General features: G+C 52.9%; 23 protein-coding genes, 1 pseudogene and 1 riboswitch. Of the genes and pseudogenes, 9 read left to right on the top strand and 15 right to left on the bottom strand.

Features of this window, described 5'->3' with window-relative positions; genetic code table 11:
- Positions 1-23 precede the first annotated feature (23 nt).
- Complete coding sequence (locus AB4876_RS07510) at positions 24-830, bottom strand: hypothetical protein (RefSeq protein WP_368381034.1); 807 nt, start codon at positions 828-830, stop codon at positions 24-26.
- Between the two features lie 337 nt (positions 831-1,167).
- On the opposite strand from AB4876_RS07510, the gene mscL reads away from it, so the two are divergent.
- The gene (mscL, locus tag AB4876_RS07505; protein WP_368381033.1) at positions 1,168-1,620 is read left to right on the top strand and encodes a large-conductance mechanosensitive channel protein MscL; all 453 of its coding nucleotides are present in this window, start codon (positions 1,168-1,170) and stop codon (positions 1,618-1,620) included.
- A gap of 133 nt (positions 1,621-1,753) precedes the next feature.
- On the opposite strand, the gene AB4876_RS07500 is transcribed toward mscL, so the two are convergent.
- On the bottom strand, positions 1,754-2,302 hold the full coding sequence (locus tag AB4876_RS07500) for a hypothetical protein (protein WP_368381032.1): 549 nt from the start codon (positions 2,300-2,302) through the stop codon (positions 1,754-1,756).
- 42 nt (positions 2,303-2,344) lie between these two features.
- Positions 2,345-2,884 (bottom strand): DUF924 family protein, encoded by a 540-nt coding sequence (locus AB4876_RS07495; protein ID WP_368381031.1) that lies wholly within the window; start codon positions 2,882-2,884, stop codon positions 2,345-2,347.
- Positions 2,885-3,033: 149 nt separating this feature from the next.
- On the opposite strand from AB4876_RS07495, the gene AB4876_RS07490 reads away from it, so the two are divergent.
- The 3 genes from AB4876_RS07490 to dxs all read left to right on the top strand — a co-directional run bounded on the left by AB4876_RS07490 (position 3,034) and on the right by dxs (position 6,190).
- Positions 3,034-3,267: an exodeoxyribonuclease VII small subunit gene (locus AB4876_RS07490; RefSeq protein WP_301028197.1), complete on the top strand. Its 234-nt coding sequence runs from the start codon at positions 3,034-3,036 to the stop codon at positions 3,265-3,267.
- A gap of 3 nt (positions 3,268-3,270) precedes the next feature.
- Positions 3,271-4,188 (top strand): polyprenyl synthetase family protein, encoded by a 918-nt coding sequence (locus AB4876_RS07485; RefSeq protein WP_368381030.1) that lies wholly within the window; start codon positions 3,271-3,273, stop codon positions 4,186-4,188.
- 82 nt (positions 4,189-4,270) lie between these two features.
- Positions 4,271-6,190 carry a 1-deoxy-D-xylulose-5-phosphate synthase gene (gene dxs / locus AB4876_RS07480; RefSeq protein WP_368381029.1) on the top strand — a complete coding sequence of 640 codons (1,920 nt, stop codon included), beginning with the start codon at positions 4,271-4,273 and terminating at the stop codon, positions 6,188-6,190.
- A gap of 33 nt (positions 6,191-6,223) precedes the next feature.
- Here dxs and AB4876_RS07475 read toward each other — a convergent pair whose 3' ends face one another.
- The 4 genes from AB4876_RS07475 to thiD all read right to left on the bottom strand — a co-directional run bounded on the left by AB4876_RS07475 (position 6,224) and on the right by thiD (position 10,243).
- Entirely contained in the window at positions 6,224-7,309 is a 1,086-nt protein-coding gene (locus AB4876_RS07475) for an ELM1/GtrOC1 family putative glycosyltransferase (RefSeq protein WP_368381028.1), read from the bottom strand.
- Positions 7,310-7,456: 147 nt separating this feature from the next.
- A complete protein-coding gene (gene ribA, locus AB4876_RS07470) occupies positions 7,457-8,041 on the bottom strand; it encodes a GTP cyclohydrolase II (RefSeq protein WP_368381027.1) in 585 nt (194 codons plus the stop codon).
- Between the two features lie 73 nt (positions 8,042-8,114).
- A complete protein-coding gene (locus tag AB4876_RS07465; RefSeq protein ID WP_368381025.1) occupies positions 8,115-8,762 on the bottom strand; it encodes a retropepsin-like aspartic protease family protein in 648 nt (215 codons plus the stop codon).
- Complete coding sequence (gene thiD, locus AB4876_RS07460) at positions 8,759-10,243, bottom strand: bifunctional hydroxymethylpyrimidine kinase/phosphomethylpyrimidine kinase (RefSeq protein ID WP_368381023.1); 1,485 nt, start codon at positions 10,241-10,243, stop codon at positions 8,759-8,761. The genes AB4876_RS07465 and thiD overlap by 4 nt, the downstream gene beginning before the upstream one ends.
- Positions 10,244-10,442: 199 nt before the next feature.
- On the opposite strand from thiD, the gene AB4876_RS07455 reads away from it, so the two are divergent.
- Positions 10,443-10,853 carry a PaaI family thioesterase gene (locus AB4876_RS07455; protein ID WP_368381022.1) on the top strand — a complete coding sequence of 137 codons (411 nt, stop codon included), beginning with the start codon at positions 10,443-10,445 and terminating at the stop codon, positions 10,851-10,853.
- Between the two features lie 11 nt (positions 10,854-10,864).
- Here AB4876_RS07455 and AB4876_RS07450 read toward each other — a convergent pair whose 3' ends face one another.
- The 4 genes and pseudogenes from AB4876_RS07450 to AB4876_RS07440 form a co-directional block, all read right to left on the bottom strand.
- Positions 10,865-11,620 (bottom strand): sulfite exporter TauE/SafE family protein, encoded by a 756-nt coding sequence (locus AB4876_RS07450; RefSeq protein ID WP_368381021.1) that lies wholly within the window; start codon positions 11,618-11,620, stop codon positions 10,865-10,867.
- Entirely contained in the window at positions 11,617-12,300 is a 684-nt protein-coding gene (locus AB4876_RS19075; protein ID WP_438273404.1) for an NAD-binding protein, read from the bottom strand. The genes AB4876_RS07450 and AB4876_RS19075 overlap by 4 nt, the downstream gene beginning before the upstream one ends.
- Positions 12,301-13,416, bottom strand: a pseudogene (locus tag AB4876_RS19070) (monovalent cation:proton antiporter-2 (CPA2) family protein); the annotation flags it as partial. It abuts the gene before it with no gap.
- Between the two features lie 92 nt (positions 13,417-13,508).
- Positions 13,509-14,444 (bottom strand): pirin family protein, encoded by a 936-nt coding sequence (locus tag AB4876_RS07440; protein WP_368381019.1) that lies wholly within the window; start codon positions 14,442-14,444, stop codon positions 13,509-13,511.
- A gap of 300 nt (positions 14,445-14,744) precedes the next feature.
- Between AB4876_RS07440 and AB4876_RS07435 the strand changes: the two genes are divergently transcribed.
- The 4 genes from AB4876_RS07435 (at position 14,745) to AB4876_RS07420 (ending at position 20,478) form a co-directional block, all read left to right on the top strand.
- A complete protein-coding gene (locus tag AB4876_RS07435) occupies positions 14,745-15,611 on the top strand; it encodes a substrate-binding domain-containing protein (RefSeq protein ID WP_368381018.1) in 867 nt (288 codons plus the stop codon).
- Positions 15,608-16,837 carry a hypothetical protein gene (locus AB4876_RS07430; RefSeq protein WP_368381017.1) on the top strand — a complete coding sequence of 410 codons (1,230 nt, stop codon included), beginning with the start codon at positions 15,608-15,610 and terminating at the stop codon, positions 16,835-16,837. Before AB4876_RS07435 ends, AB4876_RS07430 begins: the two co-directional genes overlap by 4 nt.
- Before the next feature lie 197 nt (positions 16,838-17,034).
- Positions 17,035-19,500 carry a TonB-dependent receptor gene (locus AB4876_RS07425; protein ID WP_368381016.1) on the top strand — a complete coding sequence of 822 codons (2,466 nt, stop codon included), beginning with the start codon at positions 17,035-17,037 and terminating at the stop codon, positions 19,498-19,500.
- A gap of 81 nt (positions 19,501-19,581) precedes the next feature.
- Positions 19,582-20,478 carry a tyrosine-protein phosphatase gene (locus AB4876_RS07420; protein ID WP_368381015.1) on the top strand — a complete coding sequence of 299 codons (897 nt, stop codon included), beginning with the start codon at positions 19,582-19,584 and terminating at the stop codon, positions 20,476-20,478.
- 21 nt (positions 20,479-20,499) lie between these two features.
- Here the strand turns inward: AB4876_RS07420 and AB4876_RS07415 are convergent, their stop codons facing one another.
- From AB4876_RS07415 to thiC, 4 genes are all read right to left on the bottom strand, one after another.
- Complete coding sequence (locus AB4876_RS07415) at positions 20,500-21,297, bottom strand: thiazole synthase (protein ID WP_368381014.1); 798 nt, start codon at positions 21,295-21,297, stop codon at positions 20,500-20,502.
- 111 nt (positions 21,298-21,408) lie between these two features.
- Positions 21,409-21,612, bottom strand: coding sequence for a sulfur carrier protein ThiS (gene thiS / locus AB4876_RS07410; RefSeq protein ID WP_008252401.1), 204 nt, complete (start codon positions 21,610-21,612; stop codon positions 21,409-21,411).
- Positions 21,613-21,641: 29 nt separating this feature from the next.
- The gene (gene thiO, locus AB4876_RS07405; protein ID WP_368381013.1) at positions 21,642-22,706 is read right to left on the bottom strand and encodes a glycine oxidase ThiO; all 1,065 of its coding nucleotides are present in this window, start codon (positions 22,704-22,706) and stop codon (positions 21,642-21,644) included.
- A 241-nt stretch (positions 22,707-22,947) separates the two neighbouring features.
- Positions 22,948-24,843 (bottom strand): phosphomethylpyrimidine synthase ThiC, encoded by a 1,896-nt coding sequence (gene thiC / locus AB4876_RS07400; RefSeq protein WP_368381012.1) that lies wholly within the window; start codon positions 24,841-24,843, stop codon positions 22,948-22,950.
- 113 nt (positions 24,844-24,956) lie between these two features.
- Positions 24,957-25,067: riboswitch (TPP riboswitch) on the bottom strand.
- Positions 25,068-25,092: the final 25 nt, after the last annotated feature.

Below are 25,092 nucleotides of genomic sequence, written 5' to 3'. Positions count from 1 at the left end.
CGCCGCCCCAAAGTGACACGCGTTTATTTGGCCGATTTTTTGGTGGCGCCGCTGATACCGTCTGGCTCCGAGCCATCCAAACCCTGCATGATTGCCTCGGTGCGCAGCACGCTAAGCTCGCTGATTGACAGTAATAATTCAATTTCATCAAGTATCGCAGCTTGGTAGCTGGCCATGAGCGAGCGCCCTTGTACCGTGGTCGCCGCCGCCCCCTCTGCGGCTGCCGCTATTCGGGTGTCCGCTGTCATCACAGCGCCAAAGCGTTTTTTCTTCCAGTCATCATACATCGCGTTCCAACCGCGAATTTCAGTTTTTAACTCTTGGTCCCGAGCCCGAATCAGGGGCTGGTTGGCAATAACAATAGACTCATCCAAACAGGGCAGCTCACAGGGCATCATTTTCTGACTAATATCCATTTGGGTTCGACCAAAGGCCGCTTGCACCCAGCGTTTGCGCTTACCTAACACCGCCTGCGGCGCTTTATCGTCCTTATTCATCGCCAAATAATCGGCATAACTCGCTGCCGCCGCCTGCACCTCGACGCTATCGGCAATACTAGCGGGCACAGCAACCCTCGCCTCAGGCATTTTCCCGCCGTTAAGCGCGGTTATGTTTGTCCGCGCCGCCGCCAAGGCCTTATTAATAGCCACAAAATCTGACTGGACTATTTTCCCATCCTTTACCCAAGTCAATGCTTTAGCAGCATCAGCGGGCGGTCGCGGCACACTGTCGTACAAATCGGATAGTGTGCCGCTGTGTGCGGACACTGCACTTAAGCTGAGGGCTAAAACTAAGATTCGACGCAGACCAAAAGAAAATTTAAACATCATTAGCGGCTATTCCATTATTGACGGGGTGTCTTATCCCCAGACAAGCAAAAATGACGCCGAGATCACTTCAAGCCCTAACTCCGGCTGTAACAGCCGCCCTTAGCAAGAACTGAAACAACACCATCGCTCACATCAGCGGCTCCATGCGCACCAAAATAGCCGTTTTAACATTCACAGCCCAGCGCAATACGCCCCAAAAGACATCACCCTTTGCCACAAACAGCGAAGCTTAGGCAGTAGCTGGCAAAAATTAATTACCACAACTATACCTATGCTAGCCCCATGTGGTGGCCACATTTGACTCAATAGCTCCTCCACTCTAAGAGAGACCTAAACTATGCTGACTGAATTTAAGAAATTTGCCATGCGTGGCAATGTTGTTGATATGGCTGTAGGTATTATTATCGGCGGCGCCTTTGGCACCATCGTTAAAAGCCTCGTATCTGACGTTATTATGCCGCCAATCGGCTTGCTACTAGGCGGCGTCGATTTCGCGGATTTATTCTTCACGCTAAAAGAGGGTGCGCTAGCGGGCCCATATGCGAATTTAGCAGCAGCCCAAGCGGCCGGCGCAGTCACCGTCAATTACGGCGTATTCTTCAATGCTGTCGTCAGCTTTATTATTGTCGCTTTTGCAGTGTTTATGCTGATTAAAGGCATTAACAATATGCAAAAGGCTGAAGAAGCCGCACCTGCAGCCCCGACCACCAAAGACTGTCCCATGTGCTTTTCAAAAATTGCGCTAAAGGCCAGCCGCTGCCCACACTGTACTTCGGAGATAAGCAGCTAAAGTGATGCAGCACCAAAGGCAAATCGCCACCTACTTGTTGCAACTGACATGATAAAGTAGAAATAGCTTTGGTGTCCGCCCTAAGCTATTTCTAACTCAAATAGAAAAGCTAATCCGCACACCCGTCAATTTCCTAATTAAGCTTATTCACCATTGGCTTGTCGATAGGCGCCGCTAATTTACGCCAACCATCCTTCCCAACCGCCTCAACTATAATCGCTTTATTTGCCTTTAAAATCTCATGCCTAGCAATGTGGATCATATCCGCCTGCAGCTCTGGCGCCACCCCCGCCAGCACATAGAGATGACGCCGGGGGCTACTCACTTTATCCAACACCTTAATGCGCTTAAACCGCGCCACTTGCGACCAGTTAACACTCTCAGCGACGCTTAGACTTACATCCTCTGGTAACTCAGCCTGTAATTCAGCGACAGCATAGGCCATCACCTTAGTCACTACAGCAGTCATCGCCGCCTTGCCGGCCATGCGATTTTGCAAAGAAATTGACGGCAGCCGACTTTTATCGCCCACCGCCAAAAAGCCTGCGCCTTCAAACTCGTCTACGCCACACAGCCAGTCGGGGGCATTGCCGCGCTCACTATCGGGGTAGGCGCACTCGGCGTGTGCTGATGCACTTATAAAAAAACAAAATACAAAACTAAGCGGCAATAAAGCGCGCATTGAAATCTCCACGTATTAGCGCAAATCTAAATTGGCTAAGACCTAAAAAGAGGAACCCGCTGTTGCTAAAAATTCAAGTTCGGCGGCGGTCGATTCGCGCCCCAAAATAGCATTGCGATGGGGGTAGCGACCAAACTCTTTTATAATTTGCTGATGCCTTAGCGCAAAGCGGTAGTTATCGGCAAGCCCCAGCGCCTCGTATAAGCGTAGCGAAGCATTCTGGATCGCCTCTGACTCGCTATGCATATAGGGCATATACATAAATACTCGCTGCTCGGGGCTCAGCTCGTCGTCGGCACGCACGCGAATTGCTTCTTGCGCTAAAACAATAGCCTGCCCATCTGCAGCAAAGGCGCGCGCTTGATCGCGGTAAATATTGCGGGAGAACTGATCCAGCACAATAATTTCTGCCAGCCGCCCCAAGCCTCGGTGCCGCCAAGAATACAGTTCACCGGCAAGCGCTGCCTGATGAACCGCGCCAAATTGATTGGCAATGTAACGATCAAGCTCAGGATCTTTCTTAAACTGCGCCGCCGAGGGCAGCTCACTAAACCAGAAATCGATTATTTTTTGAAAATGCATTCAAACCTGCGTCCATCTCAACAGCGAAGTAGCATACCTTATCGCTGTTTGAGCAACCACGGTAAGTTCGCAATTACCCTCATTAGGCCAGACACTGCTAGAATAGCCGGTCGCAAACCCCATCATCGCAACACCTAGGGAGCAAGCCCATGGCCAAGGCAAAAGCAGTGAATTTTGAAACCGCGCTCACAGAGCTCGAAAAACTCGTGCAAAACATGGAATCGGGCGAACTTAGCCTCGAAAGCTCCCTTAAAGCCTTTGAAGACGGCATGCAATTAAGCCGCGACTGCCAGCAAGCACTGGCCGATGCCGAGCAAAAAGTGCAATTACTCATGGCCAAAGACGGCGAGATTGTCAGTAAAACTCTGGTAGCGGAAGACTAATCAATGACTCGGGACTTCGCTGACTTCCTCGCCCACTGCCAGCAACGCGTTCAAAATGCGCTACCCGCACTACTTGGTAATACCGGCAGCGAATACGCCGAAGCTGAGGCCGGCCCCGCACTGCAAAGGCTCAGCGACGCCAGCAGCTACAGCGTATTAAACGGCGGCAAGCGGGTGCGCGCCAGCCTCGTCTACGCCACTGCGCAAGCCCTTGGTCAACTCGACAAGGCCGGTTTAGACGAAATTGCCGGCGCCATCGAAATGATTCACGCCTACTCCCTTGTCCACGACGATCTGCCGGCCATGGACGACGATGATTTGCGCCGCGGCAAAGCCACCTGTCATATTGCCTATGATGAGGCCACCGCAATTTTAGTCGGCGATGCCCTGCAAGCCCGCGCCTTTGAAATACTCGCCACCCTACCCAGCGACAATAGCGACGCCAAGCTGGCCTTAATTCAACAATTAAGCGCCGCGGCTGGCCCACGCGGCATGGTCGGCGGGCAGGCCATCGACCTCGCCGGCGTAAACCAGCAACTCGACCTCAGCGCCCTGCAAACCATGCATCAACTCAAAACCGGCGCCTTAATTCGGGTCGCGATAAGCATGGCCGCCACATGGTGCGGCGCCGACTGCCACCAACTTAGCCAGCTCGACAATTACGGCAAAGCCATTGGCCTGTCGTTTCAAGTTCAAGACGATATTATCGACATTGAAAGCAATACCGAGACTTTGGGCAAAACCCAGGGTGCAGATCAGGCTTTAAACAAACCAACCTTCCCCGCCCTGCTGGGTATGGCGGGCGCCAAGCAACTGGCCGTCGAGCTCCACGCCAAAGCCCTAGAGGCGCTGAGCGCCTTTGACCACCGCGCCACTCCCTTGCGAGACTTATCCCACTACATCATTGACCGGCAGCACTGACACAAGGGCTGCTTTAAATAGGTAAAACGACTGAAATTCGTTTACAATCTCGACCTTTCATAGGTTCAGGGTTCCGTGTTTAATGTTTCAAGAAATTCCCCGCACACGACCAGCCACACCACTGCTGGATAGCATCGACAGCCCAGCAGACCTGCGCCGCCTAGATGAAGCTGAGCTGCCAGCACTGGCACTGCAACTTAGGGAATTTCTGCTCTACACGGTAGGCCAAACTGGCGGCCACTTTGGTGCCGGCCTCGGCGTGGTCGAATTAACCGTCGCCCTCCACTATGTATACAACACTCCTGACGATCGACTAGTGTGGGACGTGGGCCATCAGTGCTACCCCCACAAAATATTAACCGAGCGCCGCGAGCGCATGAGCGGTATGCGCAAGGCCAAGGGCCTGGCGGGCTTTCCCAAGCGCGAAGAAAGCCCCTACGACACCTTTGGCGTGGGCCACTCCAGTACCAGTATCAGCGCGGCACTGGGCATGGCGATTGCCGCTCGCCAGCAAAATATCGACCGCCACACAGTGGCGGTGATTGGCGACGGCGCAATGACCGCTGGCATGGCCTTTGAAGCCATCACTCACGCCACCCACACCGGCGCCAACATGCTGGTGATACTCAACGACAATCAAATGTCGATCTCCAAAAGCACCGGCGGCTTAAACACCTATTTTTCTAAAATGTGGGCATCAAAAACCTATAACCAGCTGCGTAGCGGCGGCAAAACTGTACTCAAAAAATTTCCGCGCTCGGCCACCGACCTCGCTGCTCGCCTCGAAGAATACATGAAGGGCATGGTCTCACCAGCGACCTTATTTGAAGAGCTCGGCTTTAATTATATTGGCCCCATCGACGGCCACGACCTCGATATGCTAGTGCCAACTCTGCGCAATTTACGCGAGCTACCCGGCCCGCAAATGCTGCATATTCGCACCCAAAAAGGTAAGGGTTTTGGCCCCGCAGAAAAAGACCCCGTGGGCTTTCACGCCATTTCCAAAATTGAACCCAAACCCTGCAATGGCCAAGCTCCAGCGACCAAAGCTTCGCTGCCAAAATATCAGGATATTTTCGGTAGCTGGCTCTGCGATCAGGCCGAGCTGAACCCTGAGCTCGTGGCGATTACCCCAGCGATGTGCGAAGGCTCGGGCATGCTGGACTTCTCCGAACAATACGCCGACCGTTTTTACGATGTTGCCATTGCCGAACAACACGCCCTGACCTTGGCGGCAGGTATGGCCTGCGACGGCCTAAAACCGGTAGTGGCAATTTACTCAACATTCTTGCAGCGCGCCTATGACCAGCTCATTCACGATATTGCCCTGCAAAACCTTGATGTAACCTTTGGCATTGATCGCGCCGGACTGGTTGGCGAAGACGGCCCCACTCACGCCGGCGCATTCGACTTAAGTTATTTGCGCTGCATCCCCAATATGGTGGTTATGGCCCCCGCCGACGAAAATGAAACTCGGCAGATGCTGCACACCGCCTACCACTACCCAGGCCCAGCAGCTGTGCGCTATCCCCGCGGCACGGGCCCGGGCGTGACGATTGAAAAAGACATGCAGCTGATGGCGATTGGCAAGGGCCGAATTCAACGCGAGGGCCAAAAAATAGCCATACTAAGTTTTGGCACCTTGCTCGCTCCAGCCCTAGTTGCGGCCGAAGCTCTCAACGCCACCGTTGCCGATATGCGTTTTGTAAAACCCCTAGACACTGAATTAATAGACGCGCTAGCCGACGACCACGACCTGCTTGTCACCCTAGAGGAAAATGCTATTGCCGGTGGCGCCGGCAGTGCCGTCACCGAATACCTCAACCAGCAAAATCGCTGGCTGCCAGTACTGCAACTAGGCCTGCCCGATGTGTTTATGGATCACGGCAAACACCCCCAGCTACTCAGCGAAATCGGTCTGGATGCCGACGGGATTGCCGCCAGTATTCGTCAGCGTATTACGCAGCTTGAGCAATACCAAAAACCCAATTCGTCCGTCTAAGGCTAAGGCCTAAACCTTACTGAACCAACGCACTCACAGCTGCGGCACTTGGATTGCCGTATTCAAATTTAAGTAGTGGGTGCGCTGAGCCTGCACGGTGGCGGCCACCGCCCCCAAAGCAATAAAACGCTGAAATATCTCGTCGAGATGCGCCGTATAGGACTTAACTGGATCATAGTGGTGAGGGCGATACTGAGCCAGCGCGCTGAAGTCCAGCTGCAGCAGCAAGCCCATATTGACCATATACGCCAAGGCGTCGCGGTGTGTTTTACTCGGTGACGAATCGGTTGGCCGCAGGCTAATCACCGGCTTAGCCATTGCCAGCGACTCGGCTAGCATACTCAGGCTGTCTTCAGTGCAAAACAGGCGCGAGGCCGCGCCAATAAAAGCATCCAGCGGCTCACTCGACTCATCTTCGTACCAAATGCTCGCCGCGCAAACAGAAGCATCTAAATAACTGCGCAAAATAGCATTGCCCTGCCGACCAGTACGCCGCGAAGTGCTCACCAACCAGCGAACACCGTACTGAGCACTCATGGCCTGCAACGCCGCGCCCAAGCGATGCCAGTCGGCGTCGTGATAGCGGTAACCACTGCCATCGCCGCCAACAAAGATCGCCCATAAGCGCTGGCCATTGGCCCGCAGTGCGCGGCCCGCCCGATGACAGCGCCGCGGCTCAGTGCGACACACCACCAGTCGCGACGCCACCGCGTTGCTGTCGCCCATATCGCCCTTCAAACTCACATGAGCGCTAATCATCGACTCCGGAATGGTATAACTACTCCCCACCAACACATTGGGAATACGCCAGTACTGACTCAAGGCAATATTCAAGGCCACCACATTGCCGCCGAAGGAAATGACCAAATCGATTGCTTCGCTAGGTAGGGGAGTATGGCGGTAAAAGAGTAGGATTAACTTCTGTAAAAACGCGTTTTGAGAGGCCGCCGCATAGCGCAACAGGCGATTTAATAATTTAAGCCTAGGTTTAGCGCGCAAGCTGCTAATTTCACAATCGCAACGGGTACAGCGAGAGGCAATTAGTCGTGCCAAGCCGTAGGACTGACTAAAATGCCCGGGCTTACCGTCGTGAATTACCAAAATTCGAAATTTTTTCACCTAGCCACTCCCGCTGCGACAATCGATAACAGCGGACGAGCTTAGCGAGAAGAAATGACAAGCGAGTAACAGCTAGGTGAAGATCTTGAGTCAATATACTCTGCGGTAGGCTCTAGCGATTTTGCACTAGTGAGTTGTTATAAAACCCTAAAACAAATGCCCGAGTTTACCCGACTTAGTCGCTAGATATTTGGCATTGTGGGGGTTCTGACCAGTTTGTAAAGGCAACCGCTCAACGACATCAACACCTTGATCTGTAAAAGCTTTCACCTTGCGGGGATTGTTAGTCATCAGGCGCACTTTGTTAATTTTTAAATGTTCACACATCACCGTCAGCAGACTGTAGTCACGCATATCCGCGCCAAAGCCCAGCTGTTCATTCGCTTCAACGGTATCCGCACCGGCATCCTGCAGTTTATAGGCGCGAATTTTATTCATCAGCCCTATACCACGGCCCTCTTGGCGCAGGTAAAACAAGGCTCCCCGCCCTTCGGTGGCGATCGCCTCTAGCGCCGCCCGCAATTGTGATCCGCAATCGCAGCGCATACTGAACAAAGCATCGCCGGTTAAGCACTCGGAATGCACCCGCGCCAGCACAGGCTCGCTGTCGCCAATATCACCTAAGGTGAGTACGACATGCTCTTTGCTGTTTTCTGTGTCCTCAAAGCCATGTATATCAAACACCCCCCATGGGGTGGGGAGCTTAGAGGATTCTATGAAACTAACCGCCACGGGTATCTCCACGAGCAAAACCGGTCGCGCATTTTACCAGCAGGATGGCCGTGAGGCGACCATTGTCGCGCATTCAGTGATGCCGAGGACTCAACGTCAGAATATTATTGTGTTCTTGCAGGTTAACATGCTCTAAAAAGCTCATGCCCAGCAGTACCACATTGGGGTAATCGCCCTGAATCACAATTGCGTTAACGTGGGGTACAGCAATACCGCCAACTTCGACTTTATTCAAAGAAATGATGTAACCACTACTCATCCCCCCCGCCGTGGCAATAGCGGTGGGTTCGCCAAGCCCATAGGCAATACCAAGACGCTCAGCTTCTTGAGAGCTCATCGCCATACTGCTCGCACCGGTATCGACAACCGCATCAACCGAGCGGCCATTAATACTTATTTTCATGCGGTACTCATTGCGGTGATTTTTCCGCAACACCACCGTAGTTAGTGGCGCTTCGTCATAAACCGCGCCAACCTGTTTGTTTAAGGTCAGTACTTGCCGCTTACCGTTTATATTTACCAGCGCTTGCATGGGTGTAGCCGAAATCAACTCGATACCCGAGCTATCGCGCTGGCCATTGCGCAATAGTTTCTGGCGGCCATCGATCTCAAGTAAAACCGCTTTATCAAACAGGCCCCGCACGACTATTTTGGCAGGTTCCGACCAGCCCAGACTCGTCATCAGCAGCAGACCGACGCCCGCAACTATAAGCTTGTTCACGTCGCAGCCGCCTCATGTAGAGCCATCAATTCAGCTACTACCGCCTCAGGGTCCTCAGCTTGGGTAATGGCGCTGATCATTGCCACACTCCGCACCCCGGTGCGCAATACTTCCTTGGCGCGTTTAATGTCGATGCCACCAATGGCGGTCAAGGTATAATCGCCGCCCAAAATACCCACCCAGCGGCGCAGCTGCGGAACACCTTGGGGGCTAAACGGCATTTGCTTGCTGGTAGTGGAATATACTGGGCCAATCGCAATATAACTGGGCCGCAGACCGTGGGCTCTAGCCACTTCATAGTAGGTGTGGGTGCTCACCCCAAGCCGTAAACCGGCCTTGGCAATCATGGCGATATCCGCCACATCAAGGTCTTCTTGGCCGAGATGCACTCCATATGCTTGTTCTTCAATCGCAATTTTCCAAAAATCGTTTATAAACACGCGGGCATTATATTCACGCCCCAAGGCCACTGCGCGCTGTATTTCCTTGCGCAAGGCCTCACCCTGTAAGTTCTTCACTCGCAGCTGAATAGTTTTTACCCCACAGACCAATAAGCGAGCAATCCAGTCTGCGCTGTCGACTACCGGGTACAAACCAAGCTCGCCATCACAGGACGGGAAAACGGGTCGCGGCCCCAAGGCTGGCAGGCGCCGACTAAAACTAGGGAAGTCAGCCAACCGCTGGGGCCAGCCCACATGGGCAACCGGCCCCGGCCCGCCACCCAATTGCACTGCCATTCGCAAGCCCTGGCTCACATAGGCCTTGGCGATGACCAGCGCATCGCGCAAGTCGTAACCACGGGCAATAGCCGCTGCAATTGCAGAAGAAAATGTACAACCGGTGCCGTGGGTGTTCAGAGTGTCGATGTTGGCGCCACTGAGCCAGAAGCCTTCTATGCCATCGGTCCAGTAGTCGTGCCGCTCGTTATTGCGCGCAGTCAGATGGCCACCGGTGATTATTACCGAGCGCGCGCCCAAGGCCACAATGTCTGCGGCAGCGCGTTCAATTTCGTCCAATCCTTTAATCTTGCGGTTCAGTATGGCTTCCGCCTCGCTTAGATTTGGGGTGAGTAAATCGCAGCGCGGCAACAGCTTCTCGATCAAACACTCGCAGACCCCCGTCGCCATTAGCTCGCCACCGCTGGTCGACACCATCACTGGGTCACAGACCACAAAGCCGATATAGCCCTCGAGGTATTTCGCCACCATTGACACCACACCTTCGTCGGCAAGCATCCCGAGCTTGATGACATCAGCGGGCAAATCACTATCGAGGGCGTTGATTTGCGCAGCGAGAGTCCGGCGCGGCGTAACCGACACATGCCCTACGGCAAAACTATTTTGCGCGGTAATCGCCGTGATAACAGTACAACCGTGAACAGCAAAATTATGGAAGGTCGCAAGATCGGCTTGGATCCCAGCGCCACCGCCGGAATCTGAACCAGCAATACTCCAAACTATCGGTTTTTTACGGCTGGCCATAGTTCCTCAATATCCGTGAGCTAATTAGCGACTAAGTATAGCTGCCACAGGAATAAGGCAACACCAGAAACACCTAATTTACATTGCGAACACAGCCACTTTGAAAGCAGCTAGCACATCAGCCATACTCAGCAGCTATTTAAGCTCGAAACTATTAAACAAAAACAATTAAATAATGGCGCAGCTCGGCGAGGAAAACATGTCTATTAAGCAGCAAATTAGTGAATTTCTAGCCACAGAGTTTCCCCAGAGCCCGTGCTTAATAGACGATATAGGCCCGCAATCTGCGGTAGTGCGCTACCAAGTAGACCAGCGCGCACTGCGCCCTGGCGGCACGGTTTCTGGGCCGGTGCTCATGACCACCGCCGACCTTGGTTTGTACGCTGCTATTCTCGGCGAAATTGGTATTGTGCCGCTGGCGGTCACCACCAACCTCAACATTAACTTTCTGCGCAAGCCCTCGGCGAGCAGCGATATTATTGGGGTATGCAAATTAATTAAAATCGGGCGCTTACTGATTATTGGCGAAGTATCACTCTACTCCGAGGGCGACGATCGCCCAGTCGCCCATGCCGTAGGCACTTACGCTATTCCCCCACAACAGAACTGACCACAACCTCATTAGCCCAGCGCACCCAAGCCACCATCAACTAATAGCTTGACGCCAACTACAAACAAAAAGAAATAGCAGATCTGGTAGATCAGTTGTTCACTGACCTTATGCAGCAGATAGAAGCCCAAACGCACACCCACAGGCGCGACCGGCATCAATACTGCAGCGGTGAGTAAATTGGTGTGATCAAAACTGCCTTGCAGGCTGTAGGGTATGAGCTTGACTACATTTACCACGGCGAAAAAAATCGCCATAGTGCCCATTAACAGCGATTTTTCCAAACGCTGGGGCAGCAAATAAATATTGATCGGCGGACCTCCAGCATGAATACCAAAACTGGTAAACCCAGCGACAGCGCCCCAAAAACTACCGCGCAATTTGTTGGGTCCACGCTGGGGTGAGGACTTGGGTTTAAACCAATAATTTAGGCAAAACGCCACCGCGATAAAACCAATTAGAATGCGGATCATGTCCTCAGACAAATAGCGAAAGCCGATACTGCCAAGGGCAATACCAATCATTGCTCCTGGCAAAATAATCCGTAAATTTGGCTTACTCCACTGCCCGCGAAAACTCCACAGCGCCACGGCATCCATCACCAGCAAAATCGGCAGCAAGATCGCCGCCGCCTGCACCGGCGAAATTGCCAAACTCATTAACGGTACTGACACCACCGCGATACCGCCGCCAAAACCACCCTTGGCCATACCAAAAATTAAAATCGCCGGAATCGCGCACAGATAAAAGAATGGATCTTCTATCACAGGCCGCGTTCCTCAATCACATCGGCATCGAACAGTGCCTGCAATTCATCGTGAGCCTCTCGCGCACTTTGCATCAACGCTTCTCGGTCGTTAAAGACCTGATGCTGCGCCGTCAATAGTTGTTCATCATGCTGCTGGAAACGGCTAATGCGCGCCTGCGCCCGCTCCTCGCTCAGGCCCAAACCCATCAAGGTCATGCGACTCATTTCTAGGCTGGAGTAAAAGGTTTCTCGAATTGGCGTTGCACCCAGTTCCAATAACCGGTGCACATGAAATCGACTTCGGGCGCGGGCAATAAATTTAATATGCGGATATAGGCGACTAACCAGCTCGGTAATTTTAATATTGGTTTCAGGGTCATCCGCCGCCAACACAAAATACTCGGCCTTATCGGCATCCACCGCCCGCAATATTTCCGGCCGCAGCGGATCGCCGTAAAACACCGGCATGCTGTCGATACTGCGCGACAACTCAATGGTGTCTACCGATAAATCCAGCGCCACAAAGGGCACTCTTTGCGCGCGCAAAATACGCGCGACGATTTGTCCCATACGCCCCATACCAATAATCACCACCCGCGGCGCATCGCTGTCGATTTCCTCGTACTCAGGTGGCACCGGCTTGGCCTGTACCTTGGGTTTTAGTAATTTGGCAATCACAATAATCAACGGCGGCGTCATCGCCATCGACAAGGTAATCGCCAAAATTAATAAGCTGTGTAGCTCTGGGCTAAATAGCTTTTGCTCGCGGGCGATTTGAAAAATAACAAAGGCAAATTCGCCACCGGCGGCCAGCACCACACCTAATTTTAAGGCGCTGCTGCGATTTAATCCGCCCAATAACTTGCCCACCACCATTAGTACCGGCAGCTTTAAGGCCATTAACAACACACTTAAACCCAGCACCGTTAACGGTTCTGCTATTAATAAGCCAACATCGGCGCTCATGCCCACGCTAATAAAGAACAAACCTAAGAGCAGGCCTTTAAAGGGCTCCAGCTGAGACTCCAACTCATGGCGATATTCCGAATCGGCCAGCAGCAAGCCCGCCAAGAATGCCCCTAGCGCCATCGACACCCCCGCCAACTCCATTAGCCATGCGGTGCCAATAACCACCAGCAGGGCGGTTGCCGTGGAAACATCCTGCAAGCCCGTTCGCGCCACCATGCGAAAAATTGGCCGCAACAAATAGCGCCCGCCAACCACAACTGCCGCAATACTCAATAAGATTTTTACGACCGAGGTACTGGTCTCGCCGCCATCGCTGCCCACATTGCCCGCGAGCAAAGGTATTAAGGCAATTAAGGGTATTGCCGCAATATCCTGAAACAATAATATGGCAAATGCCAAGCGGCCATGGGGGCTACCCAGCTGTTTGCGCTCGGCGAGAATCTGCAAACCAAAGGCCGTCGAAGACAAGGCCAAACCTAGGCCTAAAACCGTTGCGGTGCGAATTGGCTGACCGAAGCCATAGTAAGCGACCCCACCAATTAGCAAACCGCTGAGCACCACCTGCGCCAAACCCACGCCAAATACCGCCCGCCGCATTAACCACAGGCGCTTGGGCGACAATTCCAAACCAATAATAAACAATAGCAACACCACCCCAAACTCCGAGAAGTGGGCGACGTTTTCGGGGTTGTGAATCATCTGCAGCGCAGCGGGGCCAATCACCACCCCCGCAATTAAATAGCCCAGCACCGCGCCAAGTTGTAAGCGTTTGGCCAGCGGCACCACCAGCACGGCGGCCAGTAATAACACAACGGTGGCCTGTAATAGGCTGCTTTCATGGGGCATTCAAAACTCCAGAGAATAGTGCGCCCGCTCTAGATTTCAGGCGCAAGGACCCGCTATATAAGCGGTATTGAGCAATAAACTTGGCGAGCGAATCAACTTGTCCACGGCAGCGGCGGCGCGGTTAAGGGGCCACCGTCAAAACCACTTATTCGGCCAAACCGCGGCGCAGCTTCCTCCCAATCGAGCTGCGCTTGAATAATTTCGGCGCGGCTGTGGCCAACATAATTCCACCACAAGATTATCTCATCGGCAAAAGGCTCGCCGCCAAGGAAAATAACCTGGCTGCTCGGGCTTAAACTAATCCTTAACTGCGACTCCCCCGGCCTAAAATACGCCAATTCATTCTCTACAAAGCGTTCACCACAGACCTCGACCTCGCCCTGCAAGACCAGAATACCGTATTCAAAATCCGGTTTGAGAACCAGCTCCAACTCACCACCATCAGCGCTGAGCACATCGATGGCCACCAGCGGCGTGTATATTTTTGCTGGCGACGTCCACTCATTGTAGGCGCCAGCCAACAGTGTGAGCTGGCAATTGCCATCCGCCCACCCAGGTAAATTCGGGTAGTGATCAAACGCGGGGCTACACTCGCGCTCGGCGTGGGGCAGCGCTATCCACAATTGTGCTGCGTGCAATTGCTCGCTGCTGGCTAGCGATTCCTCGGTGTGACTAATGCCCCGCCCCGCGGTCATCAAATTCACTTCGCCAGGCCGCACCTCGGCCACATTGCCAAGGCTATCGCGGTGCAATACTTCGCCGGCCACCATCCATGTAAAAGTTTGCAAACCTATATGGGGGTGGGGACCCACTTTCATGCCGCCGCCGCGCCGAAAAACCGCGGGGCCAGCATGATCTAGAAAACACCACGCCCCAATCATCCGCCGCTGCCGCGAGGGCAACACCCGATTGACCGTGATTCCCCCGCCAATCTCTGCGCTCCGCGCACTCACTTTTTGAATTGCGTTTGCATGGACTGGGCAATCTGATGAAAGCGACTCATCTGAATCCTGCTGCTGATTAGTCATTTCAACGACCTCCGTGTACAAGAAAATTTCTACGAGAATAGCAGCACCGAACAAAGCCTGCCTAGCGACAATTGTCCTCGCCAGAATGAAAACCGCCACTGTCACGATACTGTCAACAAAGTGTCTTATTGTTGATTAGATCTTAGTAGCAGCCGCCCAATTATTCTCTGCGCCAGCAAAACCACACGGAATGCGCGTGTTACCCCTTACCGCTAAACGATGTCCAACATTGTCAATTGGCCTGCGAGCAAAAGGAATCATCATGCAAGTACCCACAGACTTTTACCACGTTGCGGCGCCATGCTGTCATATCGTGTTGTAAGTGCTAATCGCGCCGTTTACCTTATCTGCTTGGGCCTTGCCCTAAGTTTGCCCATCGCCCTTAGTGTGTGGATGGCAAGCCGCCCCCTACAAGCGCTTAGTTTGAGTGACTACCGCAGCTACCAGTGCAGCAGCCACGGCGCGGGCACAAAACCAACATTTAAAATTCTCACCTTGTTTTACAATTACGCCACCGACTTTGCCGACTATTTATGCGCCAGCACACTGTTTGCCACGTCCTATTCTGGCGTTGAGATACGCTGGCGACCGCGGGCCTACCTAAGCCCGCAACATATTCTGGACGAAGAGTTCGATATCTTTTGGAATCGCCACCACATCGTGGCGGGCTTGGTGCCGGAATTCAGCAATTACTACCGTGTTTTACAGCAAACGCCTAACTATGCTCTGTACTGGATTAGCCAAGACAGCACACCTCAGCTAAGCAGCGACTACCTCCAAGGCAAGGTTATCGGTTTCTCCCGCGACAGCCAAAGCCAAACCCATTTTCTGCAACCCATGGCGGCCTTAAAGCAGGCGGGTATTAATCTTAACGCCGACCAAAAAAAGTTTTATACCGACCCCAGCGCCCTTTACGCCGCGTTTAAACATCGCGAAGTCGACATGATCAGCACGGCTATTTCGCAGGCAGACAACTTAAATTTAAGCACTTATTACACCTTACTTATTAATCCCGAGGTGCCGTCGGGGGCGTGGTTTATCAAAAACCAACTCCACCACAGCCACCCTTGCGCATTAGAATGCGAAATCATTCGCGGCCTTCAGGTTTACGCGCCCTTGCTCGCCCCCCTGCAGCAACTAAGCGCCCAAACTGAGGATTGCCCATGACATCACTGGGGCGATCTAAGCCGAAATGGCTTATCAAGTTAGCGGTCGTGGCTGCTGCCAGCGTCTTGCTTATCGCCTTTAATCACTGGCTTAGCCTTAATTACCTCAGCCGCTCACTGGCACAGCAACTGCGAGAAACCCTGCCAAATAAGATCATTGAAGCGGGTATTAACGAGTCTTTTCACGACAGCCTTAACGACTATTTAGTCAAACGCCTCAATCATGATTTTGCTCAGCTTCACGTTAACAGCGCATTGAGTGTGGTACAGCAATGCCAAGCCCAAGTGCTGCGCATTCATAACAAAACATACGCCAACTCTGCCAATACAGCGCGAATAATTAGCCTGCACTGGCCCGTTAACGACCACATTCAAGAGTTGAAACTGGGCCTCGCCTGCCAGTCGCAGTGGCCAAAACTGATTGCCAGCCAATTATTCCTGAGCCTACTGGGCTTGCTGATGTGGACCGCTGTCGCCCCGCCACTATCGCCCCGCAGAAAGCAGCTGCTTCGCGCCCTGACCGAACACGGTGTAAATCGACGCCAAGCCGAACAGCTCAGCAGCAAAGCAGACGACTACTCGCCGAGGCAGGAGCAGGCCTTAACACTGTTTTTGCGCAGCAATTATCCCTACCCCAGCCACTACCTTGCGCATTTAAACACCGGCGGCTTTAAACACTCCTCTCCCAGCGCGCTGGCGTGGTTGGAATTTGCACTACGACAGCGCCCCAAGGACATCGCCGATGCCATCGCCATCGCCGAATCCCCAGCAGAACTAGTCCTCTGCCCCGCCACCAGCACCGTCATCGTTCATGGCTATGCGCTTAAGATGTCGTCTACGCCATTTATGTACTATCTCTGGTATGCCTACCGCCGACGCCAAAACCCAGTCGATGGCTGGTTTACCAACCCCCCCTCCAATCGCCCCGATCGCAGTGCCGACCAAGAAATCATTGCCTTAATGCAGCGCTACGGTGGGCACGCCAAAGCCATTAAAGATTTAAGTGAAAAAGGCCTGCGCGCCAAAACCTTGGATCAGAATCGCAGCAAAATTAAAGATGAACTCTGCCAATTATTCGGCGAAGAACTGGCCGCGCCTTTTTTATTTGAATCTGCGCGGGACTCGCAAACCGCACGTTCACAATACCGTTTAGCATTGCCCGCTACGGCGATAAGCATTCATGCCCCCAAGAGCACATCGACGCGTATAGCAACGCCAAGCAACTAAATAATTACCACGCAAAGCGCCCGTAAATAGCGGGCTGCGAGCGAGCACGCGCGTTTAGAGACATCTCTAAACCCCTGTAGATGTCTTTGTCACAAAGCCGACACACACAGCCTCGACAATCCCCCTGACTTATTTCCGTGGCCATTTTGACGCGCCGTTCACCAACACCGTAATTACATCATCAACAGGAGACTCCAATGAATTCCCTCGGCAGCAAACGCCTATCGTATTACCTCATGACAGGACTAGCGGCAGGCATGCCCAGCCTCGGTTTGGCGCAAAACAAACTTGAGATGATTACCGTCACCGCTGCGCCTATCCGCGACAGCCAGCAAGCGGCTTTTGACGCTAAGAAATTTGCCGACAATTATGTAGAGATTATCTCTGCCGATACCATCGGTCGCTTCCCCGACCAAAACCTCGCCGACTCCCTTGGCCGCCTACCCGGCTTGGCAATAGAGCGCGACCAAGGCCAAGCCCGCTACATTAATTTACGCGGCGCACCCTTTCGCTATACCAGCATCGCCTTTGACGGCATTGATGTGCCCGGTGCTGAAAATGGCCGCATTCCGCGCTTCGATAGCATCCCTTCGGTTATTACCCGCACCGTAGAAGTGAATAAAGCCATTCTGCCAAGTATGCCAGGGGAGGCGGTGGCGGGTTTTATTAATATTAAAACCTTTAGCCCCTTTGCGAATGAGGGCTGGTCTTTCGCCGCTGATGTCGGCTTGGGTGAACAAAAGCTCGGCGGCGGTGATATAGAGAAATACGGCTTGCGCACCTCGTGGTCGAATGAAAATTTTGGTTTTGTCGCCTTTGTCTCTGAGAACAGCCGCGAACAAATTACCGACAACCGCGAATACGATTTAGAACGCGATGCCACCACCGGTGAGCTGATTGTGAATGAGCTTGATTTTCGCAGTTATAAAGTGACCCGCGAAGATTCGGCCTACGGCGGCACCTTGGAATATCGCGGCGACGACACCGTGCAACGCCTGTTTATTTCCACGCTCTACAGCGAGTTCATCGACAAGGAGCAGCGCAATCAATTTGTGTTTGCGTTTAACACCCCCGCAACCGGCGTCAGCGGCAGCAATCAAGACGTGAGCGTACAGCGCTTGCTGGAATACGGCCAATACGAAAACTCAACCGAGTCGAATACCCTTGGCGCAGATTTCCAATTGGGCGAATGGCTGCTTGAAACGCGGGTAAATGGCACCGACACCGAATTTAAAATGAACCTGCCGATTCCCCGCAGCGTTGGTGGTAGCGCGGTGGCAAGCTATGACTTGAGCGATATCGAAGATCCAAAACTCTATCTCGACCGCGACCTTGCCACAATTAACTACGCCAGCACCATTGGCATTCACTACGGCCAATTGCTCGAAATTAATGGCTTAAAAATAAAAGCCGACGCCGAGCGCGAACTGAGCTGGCTTGGTAAGAACATGGTGCTAAGAACTGGCGTGCAGCGCGATACCCGCGATGCCGATGGCTTTGTTGCTACCCCCGCTATTAAATCCTTCCCAGCCTCGGTAAACATCGACGATTACAATACCGGCAATCCCTGGGACAGTAATACCAGTAACACTATTGGCGCCACCTATTACAATAATATCGGCCTGCGCGGCGCTTGGGCCAGCACCGGCGGGCTCGGCCCAGTCACCCCTAGCGAAGACGGCCAGATTGCCATTAATGAGGAAATACTCGCCGCCTATGTCATGACCACCACGGAGCTTAACTGGGGCAATATTGTGGTTGGCGCTCGCATAGAACAAACCGACTACCGCAGCAAAGGCAGTGTTAATGACGACCCCATCTCGGTCAGCGACGACTTCATTAATGTGCTACCCAGTGTTCACTTCAATATTAATTTGCAAGAAGACCTCAAGCTGCGCGTCTCGGCCACAACCGGCTTAAACCGCCCCACCTACGATGAATGGCGCGCCGCCGCTAAAGTGGATCTAATCAACAAAGAAGTCACCGGTGGCAACCCAAGCCTCGAGGCCGAAGAAGCCACTGGCATCGACACCTCCTTAGAGTGGTATTTTGCACCGGCCAGCATCCTCTCTGCTGGCGCCTTTTATCGCACTGTCGACAACGTGATTTACGCCGACACGAGTACCATTGATGGCGGCGTTTACCTGCCTAGCGCGGCAGGCGAAAGCTGGACATACAAAGGTTCGGTAAATGGCGACAATGGCAAAATGCACGGTGTGGAATTGAACTTTGTCGGGCACGCCAGCGACTTGCTCAACGCCGCTCACGGCTTTGGTATTAGCGCCAACCTAACCGTGCTCAACAGCGAGTTCCAAACTCTAAATGGCGACCGCCACGACCTGCCGGGCACCTCGGACCTACTCTACAATTTCTCGGTATTTTACGAGGACTACGGGCTATCGACCCGAATCAACTACCAGTATCGCGACGAGTGGATTTCACCCATCGAAGATCCAAATGAAAAATGGGGCGAGCAACAGCGGGTAGATTTATCGCTGAGCTATGAACTGCCCTTCGACTTTGACGGCGCCACCATGTCGGTCTACGCCAACGCCAATAACGTAAGCAATGAAACCGATGTGCGCTACGCCAGCAACGGCACCATCAACCAGTCAGAAAGCTATGGCCGCCGCTATTTGCTAGGTGTGCGCCTGCATTTTTAAGTGCGGTTCAAACGGTGGTGCAGAACCGCACCACCGTAAAATTGATTTTCCAAGCCATTAATTAATTCAGGAGTTCAACCCATGAAAATCCAATCTCGCGGTATTGCTCTCGCCATTAGTGCACTACTCACATTCAGCGCAGCGCCATTTTTACAGGCTGAAACCCAAACGGCGCCACAAACCAAAATAGACGATTCCTCGCGCCTACTCCCCCTCGAAGGCGGTTCCAATTTTAGAGACCTCGGCGGCTATACCACCGCCGACAATAAAACCGTGCGCAGCGGCGTATTATTTCGCTCCGGCACCATGAGCAGCCTTACGTCCGCCGACGAAAAAACCTTAAACAAACGCCATTTTAAAACCGTGGTTGATCTGCGTTCACAAGAAGAGCTAGCGCTTTACCCCAACCGCTGGGTGAGTCACAACCCGTCAATTAGCTATATTAACCACCCTTATAGCGTCGCCGAGATGAAGTTAAATGCACCCGAAGGCAAAAACAAACCTATCGGAATAGAAGGCTTTTACGGCAATATTTCTGAGCTATACCAGCCGCAAATGAAAATGTATTTCCAAGAATTGCTAAACAACAACACGCCATTGGTGGTGAATTGTTCGGCAGGGCAAGACCGCACTGGCTTTGCCTCTGCCCTCTTGCTTAGCGCGCTGGGCGTGCCACGAGAGACAATTGTTCAGGACTATTTACTGTCTACCCAATACCGCCGGCCAGCCGTAGAGCGGGGCGATGTCGATTTAGAAGCCGCCGCCAAAACCAATGCCTTCGCTAAAATGATGCTGCATTACAATAAAAAAGAGAGCAAAGGCCCGATGCCACTCATCACCGCCGACGGCACACCGTTTATCAACATTGCCTTTGCGCATATTGAGCAGAAATATGGCTCAGTCGAAAATTATTTAGACCAAGCGCTTGACGTAGGTCCCACAGAAATCAACAAACTCAAGACACTGTATTTACAATAATCCCGCTCTAGCGCAGCGGTATTATTGCTGATGCCAGAAAGGCATACCCAAGGTTGGGGTGGATGGCGAAGCGGTTTGTCGCTCTGGCATTGCCCCCGCCAAGGTGGCTTGGCGGCCCGCCGCAACGGCGTCGCGAAAGGCTCGCGCCATCAATACCGGATCCCCTGCCTGGGCAATGGCGGTATTCAGCAGAATACCGTCGTAGCCCAATTCCAAGGCCTGCACCGCGTGGGAGGGTTTACCAATACCGGCGTCGACAATCAGCGGCAGCTCAGGTATCCGCTCGCGAATGGTTTGTAAATTATAGGGATTCATCAAACCCCGCCCAGTGCCAATTGGCGAACCCCAGGGCATCAAAACCTGACAACCGGCATCGCGCAGCCGTTGGCAAACGACCAAATCATCAGTGCAATAGGGAAACACCTTAAAGCCGAGTTTTATTAACTGCTCGGCGGCCTCCACCGTGCCCAGTGGGTCGGGCTGTAAATTATAATCATCGCCCACCACTTCCAATTTTAACCAATCAGTTTCAAACAACTCCCGCGACATCTGCGCCAAGGTCACCGCTTCTTTCACACTGTGGCAGCCTGCCGTATTCGGCAATAAGGTTTTATTCAAACTTTTTAACTGCTGCCAAAAACCCTCGCCACCGGCTTCGCTCGGCGACTGCCTGCGCAGCGACACGGTAATAATCTCCGAACCCGAGGCAGTAATCGCTTCGCGCATTACTGCTGGCGAAGGATACAGCGCGCTGCCAATTAAGAGGCGGCTGTGGAAGGTCTGTCCGTAGAGGGTCAAGTTGTCTTGATTTTGCTTCATTGCTAATTCCTGCTTTACGCTCGATGGGAGACGGGAGAGGCTAAAAAATTAAAACCCGCACTAATCTTTTTCCTTTGCGTCTCCCATCTCCCGTCACGCTTCTCCCGTCATTCAGCCGCCTTGCACTGGCGCTAATACATCCACTTGATCACCGGCATTTAAACGTAAATCCCCATACTGTGATCGCGGAACAAAGTCGCCATTTATCGCTATCGCAATTTTCTCGCACTCAAAGCCCCATAGCGGAAGCAGCTCAGCTAGCGCTAAATTCGCATCGCATTCACGGCGTTTGTTATTCACACTAATTGAAATCATTTGGGCACTCTATCCATCAATTTTTCCACTTATACCGTAACGCTATTTTCGGTTTGTTCCGCCAGCATCGCCAAAGCATTCTCCGCTAACTGGGGGCTAAGCAAGTAGCCGTGGCGGTATAAGCCATTCACCGTTAACAAGCCCGCCTCGCAGTTCAGCACTGGCAAATTATCGGGCATCGCCGGGCGGCAGTGGGCAAAGGCGTGAAGCAAGTTCGCCTCGGCAAAACCGCTGTGCACACTGTAAAGCGCAGACATTAATTCTAGGGTCGAGCGCACGGTAACGGGCTGCATAGCTTCACTTTCAATTTCCGTCGCGCCAATCACATAGCGATTGTTTGGGCGCGGCGAAATATACAATTTATAACGCGGGTGCATCAGCCGCACCGGCCGCTGTAAATTCACTTCCGGCGCGTGTACCCACAACACTTCGCCGCGCACACCGCGCAAGCCTGGCAACTGAGCTTTAGCACCAAGACCACGGCTGTCCACCACCCAATCAAACGCCAAGGTTTCATTGCTCAAAATAATACGCTTGGGGGCAAGACTGACGACCTCACTATATTCAAACCACTTGCCACCCAGCTTAGTGATCGCCGCCTCTAAAGCCGCCAACAAGGCCCCATTATCAAGATAGCCTTCGTCGGCAAGAAACAGACCCGAGCTATAACGTTCGGCCAATTCCGGCTCCAAATCTCGCAAACGCATGCGATCGATGCGCTCAACTCTGTCGCAATGATCAGGGACTTTCGCCTGTAACTGTTGTTCAAAATGTCGCAAGCTGGATTTATCCAAATCGTGGGCCACCACCACACTGCCATCCATGCCGTAACTAATACTTTGCCCAGTTTGCTGTTCTAATAATGTAATCTGCTCCGGCCACCAGCGCAGCGCCATCAAACCCCAGTCAAACACCTGACGCTCGGCACTGGCCACTTCGCTATAAGGCGCCAACATCGACGCTGCCACTCGCGCAGCACTTAACTCGCCAGCGCGACTACCGCGATCAAATAAACTAACGCGGTGGCCAAGCTGAAGTAATTTCCACGCGAGGAGGCGACCGAGGAGGCCTGCACCGGCTACCGCGATATTCATCGCTGAATGCTGGACGGAAGACGGAAGACGCTAGTACCGCGTAATGCTGGACGGGAGACGTTAACTCCGCGTAACGCTGGACGGGAGACGGGAGACGCTAAAGCAAAATCGTTGACTAACTCCCGCCCTGACTTATAACTCACTTGCGTCTCCCGCATTGCATCAAACGTCTTTTGCATCTCCCGTCTCCCGTCTAGCATCTTGCGTCTTGCATCTCCCGTCTCCCGTCACGCGTCTAGCGTCAAACCTTCTGATATATCTCACTACCCAGCTCTTTAAACTCAGCGGATTTTTTCTGCATCTCTGCTTCCAGTTCATCCTCTTCTAGTTTGGCGGCGTAGTCGCGAACGTCTTGGGTGATTTTCATGGAACAGAATTTGGGGCCGCACATGGAGCAAAAATGCGCGACCTTGGCCGATTCTTTGGGCAGGGTTTCGTCGTGGTAAGACCGTGCGGTGTCGGGGTCTAAACCGAGGTTAAACTGATCTTCCCAGCGGAATTCAAAGCGCGCCTTGCTCAGAGCATTGTCGCGTAATTGGGAGCCGGGATGGCCTTTGGCCAAGTCTGCGGCGTGGGCAGCAATTTTATAGGTGATGATGCCGGTTTTTACGTCATCTTTATTGGGCAGCCCCAAGTGTTCTTTGGGGGTGACGTAGCACAGCATCGCACAGCCATACCAGCCGATTTGGGCGGCGCCAATGCCCGAAGTGATGTGATCATAGCCAGGGGCAATATCGGTGGTCAGCGGCCCCAAGGTGTAAAAAGGCGCTTCGTCACAGTGCTTGAGCTGCTCGGTCATATTCTCGTGAATCATTTGCATGGGCACGTGACCGGGACCTTCGATCATCACTTGCACATCATGTTTCCACGCGCGTTTAGTTAATTCACCTAAAGTGCGTAGCTCGCCAAACTGCGCTTCGTCATTGGCGTCTGCCACCGAGCCAGGACGCAGGCCATCCCCCAAAGAGAAGGACACATCATAGGCCTTCATGATCTCGCAGATGTCGTCAAAATGGGTGTAGAGAAAATTCTCTTTGTGGTGGGACAAACACCACTTCGCCATGATCGAGCCACCACGGGACACAATGCCGGTAACGCGCTTGGCGGTCAGCGGCACATAGCGCAGCAACACCCCCGCGTGAATTGTAAAATAATCCACGCCCTGCTCTGCTTGTTCAATTAAGGTGTCGCGGAAAATTTCCCAGGTCAAATCTTCGGCCACGCCGTCGACTTTTTCCAGCGCCTGATAAATCGGCACTGTGCCCACCGGCACCGGCGAATTGCGCACAATCCACTCACGGGTTTCGTGAATATTTTTGCCGGTGGACAAGTCCATCATGGTATCTGCGCCCCAGCGAATACCCCAAGTGAGCTTGGCCACTTCCTCTTCAATAGAGGAACCCAGCGCCGAGTTACCGATATTGCCATTCACCTTCACCAAGAAGTTACGACCAATAATCATCGGCTCTAATTCAGGGTGATTGATATTGGCGGGAATAATCGCACGGCCACGCGCCACTTCCTCGCGGACAAATTCCGGCGTAATTTCCTTTGGAATACTGGCGCCAAAGGCATTGCCGGGATGCTGAAAACCCAGTTCCCCTGGCAGCTCGCCCGCCTCTTTGGCGGCGGCTAAGGCCATGTTTTCGCGGATGGCAATATATTCCATTTCCGGGGTAATAATGCCCCGCCGCGCATAGTGCATTTGGCTGACATTTTTACCGGGCAAAGCCCGACGGGGATTGCGTTTTAAATCAAAGCGCAATTGCTGCAAGCTCAAATCTGCTGCGCGTTTACGGCTGTACTCGGAACTATCGCCGGCAAGTAATTCGGTGTCATTGCGATCGAGAATCCATTGATCGCGAATCGGCGCCAAGCCTTTGCGAATATCAATATTGGCTTTGGGGTCGGTATACGCGCCCGAGGTATCGTAAACCCGCACCGGTGGATTTGGCTCTAAACGCGTGCTGCCATCTCTGGCCTGCACTGGGGTCGCTGTTAACTTGATCTCGCGCATAGGCACTTGAATATCGGCGCGACTACCCTGCACATAAATCTTTGACGAACCCGGTAATGGCTCAACTGAGGCGGCATCTACTTGGGCGGTATCGCGGAGCAGTGGATAATCAGAACTCATGGTTTCCCCTTTTGCGCGCAGCACAGCGCACGTCTTTGATTCGACTATTTTAAAAATAAAACCAAAGAAGGAGATTCAGATCGGCTCAGTTTGCCACAACGCAGAGGGACCTCTGCTGAGAAGATCTTGTTTCCTACGCTGGCATTATCCAGATCAGGTCTACGGGATTCGAAAACGATCTCAGCCATTGCGTATTTCATACGCGGGCACCCCGACAAGAGTTGCTAGTGTAGGACGCATACAGGGGGG

Source organism: Zhongshania guokunii (assembly GCF_040892635.1).
Classification (GTDB): Bacteria; Pseudomonadota; Gammaproteobacteria; order Pseudomonadales; family Spongiibacteraceae; genus Spongiibacter; species Spongiibacter guokunii.
Note: the sequence above shows the minus strand (reverse complement) of the source record. Positions and strands in the feature narration are given on the sequence as shown.

Bases quoted from the DNA above. Each gene is read 5' to 3' on its own strand.
- AB4876_RS07510 (WP_368381034.1), bottom strand. From the start codon at position 830: ATGATGTTTAAATTTTCTTTTGGTCTGCGTCGAATCTTAGTTTTAGCC.
- dxs (WP_368381029.1), top strand. From the start codon at position 4,271: ATGTTTCAAGAAATTCCCCGCACACGACCAGCCACACCACTGCTGGAT.
- AB4876_RS07495 (WP_368381031.1), bottom strand. From the start codon at position 2,884: ATGCATTTTCAAAAAATAATCGATTTCTGGTTTAGTGAGCTGCCCTCG.
- AB4876_RS07425 (WP_368381016.1), top strand. From the start codon at position 17,035: ATGAATTCCCTCGGCAGCAAACGCCTATCGTATTACCTCATGACAGGA.
- thiC (WP_368381012.1), bottom strand. From the start codon at position 24,843: ATGAGTTCTGATTATCCACTGCTCCGCGATACCGCCCAAGTAGATGCC.
- AB4876_RS07430 (WP_368381017.1), top strand. From the start codon at position 15,608: ATGACATCACTGGGGCGATCTAAGCCGAAATGGCTTATCAAGTTAGCG.
- mscL (WP_368381033.1), top strand. From the start codon at position 1,168: ATGCTGACTGAATTTAAGAAATTTGCCATGCGTGGCAATGTTGTTGAT.
- thiO (WP_368381013.1), bottom strand. From the start codon at position 22,706: ATGAATATCGCGGTAGCCGGTGCAGGCCTCCTCGGTCGCCTCCTCGCG.
- thiS (WP_008252401.1), bottom strand. From the start codon at position 21,612: ATGATTTCAATTAGTGTGAATAACAAACGCCGTGAATGCGATGCGAAT.
- AB4876_RS07485 (WP_368381030.1), top strand. From the start codon at position 3,271: ATGACTCGGGACTTCGCTGACTTCCTCGCCCACTGCCAGCAACGCGTT.
- AB4876_RS07420 (WP_368381015.1), top strand. From the start codon at position 19,582: ATGAAAATCCAATCTCGCGGTATTGCTCTCGCCATTAGTGCACTACTC.
- thiD (WP_368381023.1), bottom strand. From the start codon at position 10,243: ATGGCCAGCCGTAAAAAACCGATAGTTTGGAGTATTGCTGGTTCAGAT.
- AB4876_RS07490 (WP_301028197.1), top strand. From the start codon at position 3,034: ATGGCCAAGGCAAAAGCAGTGAATTTTGAAACCGCGCTCACAGAGCTC.
- AB4876_RS19075 (WP_438273404.1), bottom strand. From the start codon at position 12,300: ATGACGCCGCCGTTGATTATTGTGATTGCCAAATTACTAAAACCCAAG.
- AB4876_RS07415 (WP_368381014.1), bottom strand. From the start codon at position 21,297: ATGAAGCAAAATCAAGACAACTTGACCCTCTACGGACAGACCTTCCAC.
- AB4876_RS07440 (WP_368381019.1), bottom strand. From the start codon at position 14,444: ATGACTAATCAGCAGCAGGATTCAGATGAGTCGCTTTCATCAGATTGC.
- AB4876_RS07435 (WP_368381018.1), top strand. From the start codon at position 14,745: ATGCTGTCATATCGTGTTGTAAGTGCTAATCGCGCCGTTTACCTTATC.
- AB4876_RS07455 (WP_368381022.1), top strand. From the start codon at position 10,443: ATGTCTATTAAGCAGCAAATTAGTGAATTTCTAGCCACAGAGTTTCCC.
- AB4876_RS07500 (WP_368381032.1), bottom strand. From the start codon at position 2,302: ATGCGCGCTTTATTGCCGCTTAGTTTTGTATTTTGTTTTTTTATAAGT.